The 11,683-nt window shown below is 63.9% G+C and carries 9 protein-coding genes; 5 read left to right on the forward strand and 4 right to left on the reverse strand.

Annotated features, from left to right (window positions below):
* Positions 1 to 152 precede the first annotated feature (152 nt).
* From AD664_RS08030 to AD664_RS08040, 3 genes are all read right to left on the reverse strand, one after another.
* Positions 153 to 1,487 carry a sigma-54 dependent transcriptional regulator gene (locus AD664_RS08030; RefSeq protein WP_053145773.1) on the reverse strand — a complete coding sequence of 445 codons (1,335 nt, stop codon included), beginning with the start codon at positions 1,485 to 1,487 and terminating at the stop codon, positions 153 to 155.
* The gene (locus tag AD664_RS08035) at positions 1,480 to 3,246 is read right to left on the reverse strand and encodes an ATP-binding protein (RefSeq protein ID WP_042728625.1); all 1,767 of its coding nucleotides are present in this window, start codon (positions 3,244 to 3,246) and stop codon (positions 1,480 to 1,482) included. Before AD664_RS08035 ends, AD664_RS08030 begins: the two co-directional genes overlap by 8 nt.
* Before the next feature lie 252 nt (positions 3,247 to 3,498).
* Positions 3,499 to 5,022, reverse strand: a complete 1,524-nt coding sequence (locus AD664_RS08040; protein WP_042728626.1) for a fumarate hydratase — start codon at positions 5,020 to 5,022, stop codon at positions 3,499 to 3,501.
* 403 nt (positions 5,023 to 5,425) lie between these two features.
* On the opposite strand from AD664_RS08040, the gene AD664_RS08050 reads away from it, so the two are divergent.
* The 3 genes from AD664_RS08050 to AD664_RS08060 are packed head-to-tail and all read left to right on the forward strand — an operon-like array spanning position 5,426 to position 8,238.
* Positions 5,426 to 6,532, forward strand: coding sequence for a diguanylate cyclase (locus AD664_RS08050; protein WP_042728634.1), 1,107 nt, complete (start codon positions 5,426 to 5,428; stop codon positions 6,530 to 6,532).
* Complete coding sequence (locus AD664_RS08055) at positions 6,525 to 7,460, forward strand: iron-sulfur-binding ferredoxin reductase (RefSeq protein ID WP_053145777.1); 936 nt, start codon at positions 6,525 to 6,527, stop codon at positions 7,458 to 7,460. The genes AD664_RS08050 and AD664_RS08055 overlap by 8 nt, the downstream gene beginning before the upstream one ends.
* A 28-nt stretch (positions 7,461 to 7,488) precedes the next feature.
* The gene (locus tag AD664_RS08060) at positions 7,489 to 8,238 is read left to right on the forward strand and encodes an enoyl-CoA hydratase (protein ID WP_047736672.1); all 750 of its coding nucleotides are present in this window, start codon (positions 7,489 to 7,491) and stop codon (positions 8,236 to 8,238) included.
* Positions 8,239 to 8,423: 185 nt separating this feature from the next.
* Here AD664_RS08060 and pyk read toward each other — a convergent pair whose 3' ends face one another.
* Positions 8,424 to 9,875, reverse strand: coding sequence for a pyruvate kinase (gene pyk, locus AD664_RS08065; RefSeq protein WP_042728630.1), 1,452 nt, complete (start codon positions 9,873 to 9,875; stop codon positions 8,424 to 8,426).
* Positions 9,876 to 10,209: 334 nt separating this feature from the next.
* On the opposite strand from pyk, the gene AD664_RS08070 reads away from it, so the two are divergent.
* Positions 10,210 to 10,581, forward strand: a complete 372-nt coding sequence (locus tag AD664_RS08070) for a tol-pal system YbgF family protein (RefSeq protein WP_042728631.1) — start codon at positions 10,210 to 10,212, stop codon at positions 10,579 to 10,581.
* Positions 10,582 to 10,872: 291 nt separating this feature from the next.
* On the forward strand, positions 10,873 to 11,232 hold the full coding sequence (locus AD664_RS08075; RefSeq protein WP_053145779.1) for a PilZ domain-containing protein: 360 nt from the start codon (positions 10,873 to 10,875) through the stop codon (positions 11,230 to 11,232).
* Positions 11,233 to 11,683: the final 451 nt, after the last annotated feature.

Consider the following 11,683-nt stretch of genomic DNA (forward strand, 5'->3'; position numbering starts at 1 on the left):
AGCCTCAAGTGAACGGCATTACGCCAGTGCCGGGGATGTTCTGTTCCAGTTGAACCGCCTCGCGAGCAAGCTCGCTCCCACAGGAAGCTGTGTGCACAGTTCAATGTGGGAGCGAGCTTGCTCGCGAAGGCGTCGGCCCAGTCGACCTGCCATCAGTTGTTCTGCAAAAACATTTCCCGGTTCAAGCCATGGCGCTGCAGCTTTTCATTGAAGGTGCGGCGCGGCAGTTGCAACTCTTCGAGCACCGCTTTCACGTCGCCCTTGTGCCGCGTCAGGGCGGCGCGCAGGCATTGGGCTTCGAAGGCCTCCTGCTGGGCGGCCAGTGACTGCCCGGGCTCGCTCTCCAGGGTGTGCGGCTGGTCCAGCCCCAGTACCTGGCGTTCGGCGACGTTGGCCAGTTCACGCACGTTGCCCGGCCAGGCATGGCTGAGCAGGTGATTCAACTGCGGGCCGCTCAGGGGCGCGGCGGTGCGGCCCAAGCGCTCGGCGGCGCTGTGGGTGAAGTGTTCGAACAGCAGCGGGATGTCCTCGCGCCGTTCCCGCAACGGCGGCAAGCGCAGCTCGGCGATGTTCAGGCGATAGGCAAGGTCTTCGCGAAAGCGCCCGGCCCGGGCTTCATCCAACAGGTCGGGCTTGGTCGCGGCGATGATCCGCAGGTCGACGTGGATGCTCTGGTTCGAGCCCAGCCGTTCGAGCTTCTGTTCCTGCAGCACCCGCAGCAGCTTGACCTGCTGGGCCAGGGGCATGCTCTCGATTTCATCGAGGAACAACGTGCCGCCGTGAGCATATTCGAGCTTGCCGATACGCTTGCCCTGGGCGCCGGTGAACGCGCCGCTTTCATGGCCGAACAGCTCCGCTTCGAACAACGGTTCGGGAATGGCCGCGCAATTCAGTGCGACAAAAGGCTTGCTCGCCCTCGGACCGAAGTCGTGCAGGCAACGGGCGACCAATTCCTTGCCGCTGCCGGTTTCGCCACGGATCAGGACGTTGACCGGCAACGCGGCCAGGTCCAGCACCTGGCGGCGCAGGTTCTGCAAGGCGCGGGACACGCCCAGCAGCGTCCCGTCGAGGCGGGCCCTGGCGTCGGCCTGTTCGTGCAGGCGACGGTTCTCCAGGACCAGGGTGCGCTTGTCCAGGGCCCGGCGCAGGCTGCCGAGCAGGGCTTCGGGGCTGAAGGGTTTTTCCAGGAAGTCGTAGGCGCCGTCGCGCATGGCCTCCACGGCCATCGGCACGTCACCGTGGCCGGTCAACAGGATCACCGGCAGGTCCGGGTCGCGGCGGCGCACTTCGGCCAGCAGTTCCAGGCCGCTGAGGCCGGGCATGCGCACGTCGCTGAGGATCACCCCGGGGTAGTGCTCCGGCAATTGCGCCAGGCAGTCTTCGGCGCGACTGAACAACTGCACCTGGAACCCCGACAGGCTCAACCATTGCTCGACGGCACTGCGGATGCTGCCTTCGTCATCCACGACCATGACTGAATCAAGCATGCAACTGCGCCTCCTGGTCGATGGGCAAGGTCACGCAGAATACCGCGCCGTGTTCATGGTTGTCCGCTGTCAGGCGCCCACCCGACTCATGAATGATCGCAAACGACACCGCCAGCCCCAGGCCCAGGCCGTCGCCCACCGCCTTGGTGGTGAAGAACGGGTCGAACACCTGGGCCAGGTGCTCCTCGGCGATCCCGCAGCCGCTGTCGCTGACGCACAGACGCCACAGCTGTTCATCGGCCTCCAGGCGCACTTCCAGGCGCTTGAGGGGCTGCCCGGCCATGGCGTCGAGGGCGTTGCGCAAGAGGTTGATCAGCACCTGTTCGAGGCGGATCGCATCGCCGCGCACCCACGCCGGACGCGTCAGGTGCAGCACGGTGCTGACCTGTTCGTCCCGTAGCCGGGTGTCCAGCAATTGCAGGGCCTGGTCCACCACCGCCGCCAGGTCGAGCCGTTCGCGCAGGCCGCTGGGGCTCTTGCGGGCGAAGGTCTTCAGGTGGCCGGTGAGGGCGGCCATGCGGGTCAGCATGTCGTCCACCGGCTTGAGGGCCTTGTAGGCATCGTCGACCCGGCCGTGGTCCAGCAGCAGGCGCAAGGTGGCCAGTTGCATGCGCTGGGCGGTCAGTGGCTGGTTGATCTCGTGGGCCAAGGCCGCGGACATCTGCCCCAGGGCCGCCAGCTTGGCCGATTGCACCAGGCCGTCCTGCGCCGTGCGCAGGTCTCGGGTACGGACTTCCACCAGCCGCTCAAGCTCTTCGCGACTGCGCTGGCGAAGTTTGGCCAGGCGCCAGCGCTGGTTGAGAAACAGCAGCAGAAACACCAGCGCCAGCCATGATCCGGCGGCGGCAAGCCCGGCGTTGCGCAGGTCCTCGAAGGCGATCTGCGGATGGCGCAGCAGATGCAGCGTCCAGCCTTCGGCGCTCAACGGCAGGGATTCCCAAAGGTAATCGGCAGTGCCGTTGGGGGCGGCGACACGGGCCAAGTGGCTGTTGTCGTCAAAGCGTCGCAGCGATTCGATGGCCAACGGTTGCAGCGGTTGCTTGTCGTACTGGCGGGTAGTCTTGAGTTCGGCGCGGTCGCTGTCGGTCAACGGCTGCAAGTGTCGATACCGCCAGCCTGGCCGATTGGCGATGAACACGATGCCGCGGGCATCGCTGACCAGCAAGGTGTCGCTGCCCTGGCGCCATTCGCGCTCAAGCTCTGGAAACTCCAGTTTCACCACCATGGCGCCGAGGAATTCGCCGTGGTCGCCGGTCACCGCGCTGGAGAGAAAGTAGCCCGGTATGCCGCTGGTGACGCCCACCGCATAAAAGCGCCCGGTGCCCTGGGTGCGGGTCTGGATGAAGTAGGGCCGGAACCCGTAGTTGTGTCCGACGTAGCTGCTGGGCAGTTGCCAGTTGCTGGCCGCGACGGCCAGGCCGTTATGGTCGAGCAGCTCCAGCGTGGACGATTGGGCGGCACCGTTGATCTGCTCCAGCTTGCGATTCAAGGCGTCCTGCTGCGCGCCCTCGACCGGCCCCTTGAGGGCCGAGCGCAACTCGGGATCCAGCGCCAGCACGGCGGGCAGGGCGCGGTAGCGTTCGATCAGGGTGTGCAGGGAGTTGGCGTACAGCGCCAATTGCTGGCTCGCTCGGTGAGCGTCCTCTTCCAGGGCGGCACGCTCGGCGTGGCGCATGGCGAGGGTGGCGGCGACTGCCGCGCCGGCAAGGATCAGCAAGGTGTACAGCGACAGACGCAAGGTGCGGGTGGTTGGCAACATGCTGGCGTGAACAGATAGAAAGTCGGGCGGGCACCATAGCATGGCTTGCACACCGTTTTCGCAGACCACCAAAAACCCTTGTGGGAGTGGGCTTGCTCGCGAAGGCGGTGTAGCGGTTAACCACGATGTCCACTGATGCACCGCCTTCGCGAGCAAGCCCGCTCCCACAGGGTTCAACAGCGGTATACAGGTATGAAAAAGGCCGGTGGGCGTTGAGCTCACCGGCCTTTTTTCATCGCGTCGAAGGGCGTTTTACTGCACTTCTACCGCCAGGCTGTCGCTGATTTTCTTTTGCCAGATGGCCGGGCCGGTGATGTGCACCGACTCACCCTGGCTGTCCACGGCGACCGTTACCGGCATGTCCTTGACCTCGAACTCGTAGATCGCTTCCATGCCCAGCTCGGCGAACGCCAGGACCTTGGATTTGCGGATCGCCTGGGCCACCAGGTAAGCGGCGCCGCCGACGGCCATCAGGTACACGGCCTTGTTGTCCTTGATCGCTTCGATGGCGGTCGGACCGCGCTCGGACTTGCCGATCATGCCCAGCAGGCCGGTCTGTTCGAGGATCTGGCGGGTGAACTTGTCCATCCGCGTGGCAGTGGTCGGACCGGCCGGGCCCACGACTTCGTCACCCACCGGGTCGACCGGGCCGACGTAGTAGATGAAGCGGCCCTTGAGGTCCACCGGCAAGGTTTCACCCTTGTTCAGCATCTCGACCATGCGCTTGTGCGCCGCGTCGCGACCGGTGAGCATCTTGCCGTTGAGCAGTACGGTTTCGCCCGGCTTCCAGCTCTGCACTTCTTCCGGGGTCAGGGTATCGAGGTTCACGCGGCGAGCCGAAGGGCCGGCTTCCCAGACGATTTCCGGGTAGGCGTCCAGCGGTGGCGCTTCCAGCTCCGCCGGGCCCGAGCCGTCGAGCACGAAGTGGGCATGACGGGTGGCGGCGCAGTTGGGGATCATGCACACCGGCAGCGAGGCGGCGTGGGTCGGGTAGTCCATGATCTTCACGTCGAGCACGGTGGTCAGGCCACCCAGGCCCTGGGCGCCGATGCCCAGCTGGTTGACCTTCTCGAACAGCTCCAGGCGCATTTCTTCGATGCGGTTCTGCGGGCCGCGCGCCTTCAGCTCGTGGATGTCGATGGATTCCATCAACACTTCCTTGGCCATGACGGCGGCTTTCTCGGCGGTGCCGCCGATGCCGATGCCCAGCATGCCCGGCGGGCACCAGCCGGCGCCCATGGTCGGAACGGTCTTGAGTACCCAGTCGACGATGGAGTCGGATGGGTTGAGCATGGCCATCTTCGACTTGTTCTCGGAGCCGCCACCCTTGGCTGCCACGTCCACTTCCACGGTGTTGCCCGGGACGATGGAGTAGTGGATGACCGCAGGCGTGTTGTCCTTGGTGTTCTTGCGCGCGCCTGCCGGGTCGGCGAGGATCGATGCGCGCAGGACGTTTTCCGGCAGGTTGTAGGCGCGACGCACGCCCTCGTTGATCATGTCGTCCAGGCTCATGGTCGCGCCATCCCAACGCACGTCCATGCCCACGCGCACGAACACGGTCACGATGCCGGTGTCCTGGCAGATCGGCCGGTGGCCGGTGGCGCACATGCGCGAGTTGATCAGGATCTGCGCCATGGAGTCACGGGCCGCCGGCGATTCTTCGCGCAGGTAGGCCTCGTGCATCGCCTGGATGAAGTCCACGGGGTGGTAGTAGGAAATGAATTGCAGGGCGTCGGCAACGCTCTGAATCAGGTCGTCTTGCTTGATCACGGTCATGAGTCGCGCTCCTCTAAAAGACGGGAACATTCTATGGGGCAGCTCCAAGCTTGGAGCTTCAAGCGGCAAGTTGAAGCAACACGCACAGCTTGCAGCTTGCCGCTTGGGGCTCGAAGCTTTCGTCGGGCATGCTGGCGCGACGCTAAAAAGGCGCGGCAGTATATCGCAGGCAGGCACCCTGTGGGGGAGCTTGCTCGCGATAGCGACGGATTGAACAGGTGTGTGGGAGAAAACCTGTGGCGAGGGGGCAGCAAACAAATGCGTCAATCTAGGCCATTGCTTTGACGCCATTTTTCTGCTCCAGAATTGAATGGTCATTTGGCCTGCACGCCACTAAAGTGGCGTCTGGCCTGTAGCGTAGGACGCCTCCTGTCAGTTTCTCTTTCCCATGGTGAGTCAACGATTGACCCATAACGCCATCCAACGTCTTTTGCTGAAACGCTTCGCTCTGGCGGCTGCGACTTACGCGCTGGCACTGGTGTTGTTGTGGCTGGCATTTTTCAGTGGTCACTACCTCGATTCGTTGCGCGGTGTCGTCATCGGCAGCTTGCTCGTGGTGGTGTGCCAGGCAGGGTTGTTCGCGTTGTTCATCACCGGTCGCAACCTGCGCTTCGCGGACCCCAGCCTGACCGAAATACAAGTGTTGATCGGCCTCGGCTGGCAGACCTGGATGATGGCGCACCTGGACCAGGCCCGAGGCGTGTTCCTGGTGTTCTACGTGCTCATCCTGCTGTTCGGCCTGTTCCACCTGACACGCCGGGTCTTCGTGCGCTGCGCGATGCTGGTGTTCTTCAGCTTTACCGGCATTACCCTCTGGGATGGCTATTTCTTCCGGCTCCCCGACCCCACGCTGGCCGGGTTGCAGGTGTGCGTGCTGTTCATGGTGCTGGTGTGGCTGGTGTTCTACGCGCGCTACGTCCAGACCTCGCGCCAGCGCATGCGCCAGCGACGGTTTGCCTTGCAGGCGCACCAGGACACGTTGCGCGGCATGATGCGCCAGCTCGAAGACCTGGTGGCCACCGATGAGCTGACCGGGTTGTTCAACCGCCGGCATTTCCTGCGCCTGGCGTCCCGCGAGCTCAACACCCTGCGGCCCGGCGTTGCCCATGGCCTGGCGTTGATCGACCTCGACCATTTCAAGCGCATCAATGACCTGCACGGCCACGCCGCCGGCGACCAGGTGCTCCAGGCGTTCGCCAGTGTCGCCACGGCCTGCCTGCGCGAAGGCGATGTGCTGGCCCGTTATGGCGGCGAGGAGTTCGTCATGCTCCTGCCTGCCTGCGACCCGTCGCGTCTGACGGCCTGCTGCGAGCGATTGCGCCTGGCGTTCACTGAGGTCGAGTTGGTCGGGCTGCAGGTCGGGGCGCTGAGCTTGTCGGCGGGCATGACGATGCTGGAAATGGGCGATGACCTGGACAACGCGTTGCAACGCGCCGACCAGGCCCTGTACCGTGCCAAGCGAGACGGCCGCAATCGTTGCGCTGCCGCTTGGGAGAGCGTCGATGCCTGAACTGACAGTCGCTGGCCGGCAATGGACGGTGGCGACGGGCAGTAACCTGTTGGACGCATTGAATGCGTCCGGTGTGGCGGTGCCCTACAGTTGCCGGGCGGGCAGTTGTCATGCGTGCCTGGTGCAATGCCTGAGCGGCGATGTGCGTGACAGCCGGCCCGATGCCCTGAGCCCGACCCAGCGTGATCAGGGCTGGCGGCTGGCCTGCCAGTGCCAGGTGGTCGAGGATGTGCAGGTCCACACCTTCGACCCGCAACGCGACGGTCGCGCGGCTCAGGTGGCGGCGGTGGATTGGCTGGGCGCCGATGTGTTGCGCCTGCGGATCACCCCCGAGCGACCATTGCGCTACCGTGCCGGCCAGCACCTGGTGCTGTGGGCCGGCGAGGTGGCACGGCCGTATTCCCTGGCGAGCCTGCCGGAGGAAGACCGTTTCCTGGAGTTTCACCTCGATTGTCGCGAGCCCGGCCAGTTCGTCGATGCGGCTCGACAGTTGAAGGTCGGCGACCCGATCCGCCTCGGCGAACTGCGTGGCGGCGCCCTGCACTATGACCCCGACTGGACCGACAAGCCGCTCTGGCTGCTCGCCGCCGGCACCGGGCTGGCGCCGCTGTTCGGCCTGCTGCGCGAAGCCTTGCGCCAGCATCACCTGGGCGCCATCCGCCTTATTCACGTGGCCCATGATGAGACCGGGCACTATTTGGCCAAACCCTTGGCCGCACTGGCGTCCAAGCATGCAAACCTGGACGTGGAGCTCTTGACCGCGACCGAGGCGCCGTCCGTGTTGGCGCAACTGCGGCTTGTTTCCCGGCAAACCCAAGCCTTACTCTGCGGCCATCCCGACCGGGTCGAGGCCTTTGCCAAGCGCCTGTACCTGGCCGGCCTGCCGCGCAATCAACTGCTGGCCGACGTCTTCCTGCCCCGTGGTTGAGCGCTGATTTCCAGACGCGAGACCGACCATGAGCGAAACCCTGTTACTTGACCGCGAGCGCGGCTTGCTGACGATGCGGCTGAACCGTGCGGACAAGAAAAACGCCCTGACCCGGGCCATGTACAGTCAATTGGCCCAGGCCCTGGCGACGGCCGACGCCGACCCGAAGATTCGCGCGGTCCTGCTGACCGGTTCCAGCGACTGCTTCACCGCCGGTAACGACATCGTCGACTTCCTCGAACAGCCGCCGGACGATCTCGATAACCCGGTGTTCCAGTTCATGCTCGCCCTGCTGGAGTGCCGCAAGCCGGTGATTGCCGCCGTCGCTGGGCCGGCGGTCGGCATCGGCACCACGCTGTTGCTGCATTGCGACCTGGTCTACGTCAGCCGGGATGCGCGGCTGCGGATGCCGTTCGTCAACCTGGGGCTGTGTCCGGAGTTCGGCTCCAGCCTGATCCTGCCGCGACTGCTGGGCCAGGCCAGGGCGGCGCAATTGTTGTTGCTGGGCGAGGGCTTCAGTGGTGAACAGGCGGTCGCCTGGGGCCTGGCCACCGAGGCGTTGGACACGGGGGACGCGGCCCTGGCCAAGGCGCGTGAGGTGGGGCTGCGGTTCGAATCGCTGCCGCCTGAAGCCGTGCGCATCAGCAAGCAGTTGATGAAGGCACCGGGTCGCGAATCGTTGCGCCGGGCGATCGAGGAGGAGGGTGCCTTGTTCATCCAGCGACTGCGCTCGCCGGAAGCGATGGCGGCGTTGTCGGGGTTTATCGAGCGGCGTTGAGCTCTCCGGCGCCTGGGTCGACGCCTTCGCGAGCAAGCTCGCTCCCACAAAAGCCTGCGTATGCACAACCTTTGTGGGAGCGAGCTTGCTCGCGAAAACGCCAGTGGGAGCGACATATTTCCAAGGCCGAAAACCAAAAAGCCCCGCCATTCACATGGCAGGGCTTTTGTTTTTCAGCCGGTCACTCAGACCATCGGGTCGCCAACATGGAGGATTTTCATCCCGTTGGTGCCGCCGATGGTGTGGTAGCTGTCGCCCTTGGTCAGGATCACCCAATCGCCGGTCTGCACCACGCCGCGCTTGACCAGTTCATCCACCGCCGCCTGGCTGACTTCGCCCGGTTGCAGGGCGGCCGGGTCGAAGGGCACGGTGTAGACACCACGGAACATGGCGGCACGGGCCTGGGTTTCGCGATGGGGGGAGAACGCGTAGATCGGCACCGAGGAACGGATGCGCGACATGATCAGCGGCGTGTAGCCACTTTCGGTCAGGGCGATGATCGCCTTCACGCCCGGGAAGTGGTTGGCGGTGTACATCGTCGCCAGGGCGATGCTCTCGTCACACCGCTCGAAGGTCTTGCCGATGCGGTGGCTGGAGGTCTTGCTGGTCGGGTGCTTCTCGGCGCCCAGGCAGATACGGGCCATGGCCTGTACCGCTTCGAGCGGGTAGAGGCCGGCGGCGCTTTCGGCCGAGAGCATCACGGCGTCCGTGTAGTCGAGCACGGCGTTGGCTACGTCGGACACTTCGGCGCGGGTCGGCATCGGGTTCTGGATCATCGACTCCATCATCTGGGTCGCCACGATCACCGCTTTGTTGTGGCGGCGTGCGTGCAGGATGATTTTCTTCTGGATGCCCACCAGCTCGGCGTCACCGATTTCCACGCCGAGGTCGCCACGGGCCACCATCACGGCGTCGGATGCCTTGATCAGGCCGTCGAGGGTGTCATCGTCGGCCACGGCTTCGGCGCGTTCGATCTTCGCCACCAGCCAGGCGGTGCCGCCGGCTTCGTCGCGCAGTTGACGGGCGTATTCCATGTCGGCAGCGTCACGGGGGAAGGACACGGCGAGGTAGTCGACTTCCATTTCCGCGGCCAGCTTGATGTCGGCCTTGTCTTTTTCGGTCAGGGCCGGCGCCGTCAGGCCACCGCCGCGACGGTTGATGCCCTTGTGGTCCGACAGCGGGCCGCCGATGATCACGGTGCAGACCAGTTCGGTGGCCGTGGCGGTATCGACGCGCATCACCACGCGACCGTCGTCGAGCAGCAGCTCGTCGCCCACGCCGCAGTCCTTGACCAGGTCCGGGTAGTCGATACCCACCACCTGCTGGTTGCCTTCGGTCAGCGGATGGCTGGTGGAGAAGGTGAAGGTGTCACCGATCTTCAGCTCGATGCGCTTGTTGGCGAATTTGGCGATACGGATCTTGGGGCCTTGCAGGTCACCCAGCAGGGCAACGAAGCGGCCGTGCTTGGCGGCGAGGTCGCGCACCAGCTTGGCACGAGCCTTGTGCTCGTCGGGGGTGCCGTGGGAAAAGTTCAGGCGGGCGACGTCCAGGCCAGCCAGAATCAGCTGTTCGAGAACTTCCGGCGAGTGACTGGCCGGGCCAAGGGTAGCGACGATTTTGGTGCGACGGACGGACATGCAAGACTCCTCAAGTTCAAGCGCCAGCGAAGGCTACTATGCTCTTTGGGTGTAGTCATTGTTCATATGCACTACTTATTCGTTTCTTTTTCGAAATGAACATTCCTGAAAATTTTTGCGCCTGTTAAGCACGAAAGCCGAACATTGCTGTTGTGGTGAGGGAGCTTGCTCCCGCTGGGGCGCGAAGCGGCCCGGTTTTTTAGGGGGCTGCTGCGCAGCCCAGCGGGAGCAAGCTCCCTCGCCACGGGATTTGCATTTACCTAAGGTAGACGTTTTGAGGCTGAAGATTTTCTTGCCCAGGTCGATACAGAGCTCAAGACAGGAGAACCTCCCCATGCGATTCGTGCTTTTTATTGCCCTGGCCCTGAGTATCACGGGCTGCACCCGTTGGTCGATGAACCATCATATGAACCTGGCCTACAAGGCCTATGACCGTGGCAATTGCGAGCAGGTGATGCTCGAGCTGTCCCAGGTCGATCGCGCCAGCCGTGCCCGCCGCTACATGCAGCCGGAAGTCTCGATGCTGCGCGGCCAATGCCTGGAGCGCCAGAAGCTGTTCATCGATGCGGCGCAAACGTATCAGTTCATCATTGCGCAGTACCCTTACAGCGAATATGCATTCCGCGCCCGCGCCCGTCTTGAAACCTTGCAGAGCCTGGGGCATTACCCGACGCGCAGTGCCGCGGCGATCCGTCCAGCGTCCTGATTCCTGCCCCCTGGCGCATGGCCGGTGAAATTCCCGGCCACTTGCGCGTTGTCGTGCTGTCCTACATTAAACATGGCTTGTGTACTGGCCGCGTCGAAACCTTCGGCTATAGTTGTACAAGTCGCATTAGAGCTAACCCTCTAAAACAAGGGGCACCTGTGACCGGCAATAATTAGGCTTAGGCGCTGGCGAGCGTCTGGCACCGGGATCGGGGAGAGCGAGCAGGTCCTTTGGCTCGTTCCGAAGTATCGGTAGCCCCTGCGCGGGGTCGTCCAAAAAGCGATACAAGACATGTACAAAAAGAGGCGTATCGAACGGCAACAGCTGCCGTACTTCCTGAAAGTGTTTAACGGCGTCAATGACAAGCCCCTCGGATTCCTGGGTAATGTCTCCCAGGATGGCCTGATGTTGATCAGCCATCTGCCGTTGATGGTGGGGGCAGACTTTGACTTGCTCCTCAAGCTGCCGGCCGATGAGGGGCCGTCGCTGAACATCAAGTTGAAAGCCACCTGCCTGTGGTGCCACGAAGACGTGACGCCGCAACACTTCGACGCCGGCTTCAGCCTGCATTGGGCGCCGCCGGAGTACAGCCAACTGGTCAATGCGTTGCGCCATTATTTCAGTTTCCACACGTTGCCAGCGTCGGCCTGATCCATACCTGAGCCAACGATGGAATGGTCATGGATTTAGCGGTCACAGGCGACCCCTTGTGGGAGCGGGCTTGCTCGCGAAGGCGGTGGGGCAACTGCACATGTATTGCCTGGCACGCCGCCTTCGCGAGCAAGCCCGCTCCCACAGGTCCTTCATCGTTCTCCAGTTCTGCAAGTCAGCGCTGGACCTTCGCTTGGTGGGCTGCCACACACTCGCGACTAAACGAGGGGTGGCGGCTGGACGCAGGTTAGTCGACCGGTGGAAAAGCGAAAGCCCGGCGCGCCCGAGGGCACCCTGCGAACAGCCACCATCAAGTGCGGGGATAGGGGGACCCGACTGGATGAAGCCTGTGCGCATCACCTTTACCACCGGGCGACTAAACCCGATCGCTGGAAATCAGCGACGCGAATCAAGTTACGGGGCAAGGCCAAGGCGCACAAGTCGGCGGATT

Source organism: Pseudomonas sp. P97.38 (assembly GCF_001269745.1).
Taxonomy (GTDB): domain Bacteria; phylum Pseudomonadota; class Gammaproteobacteria; order Pseudomonadales; family Pseudomonadaceae; genus Aquipseudomonas; species Aquipseudomonas chlororaphis_E.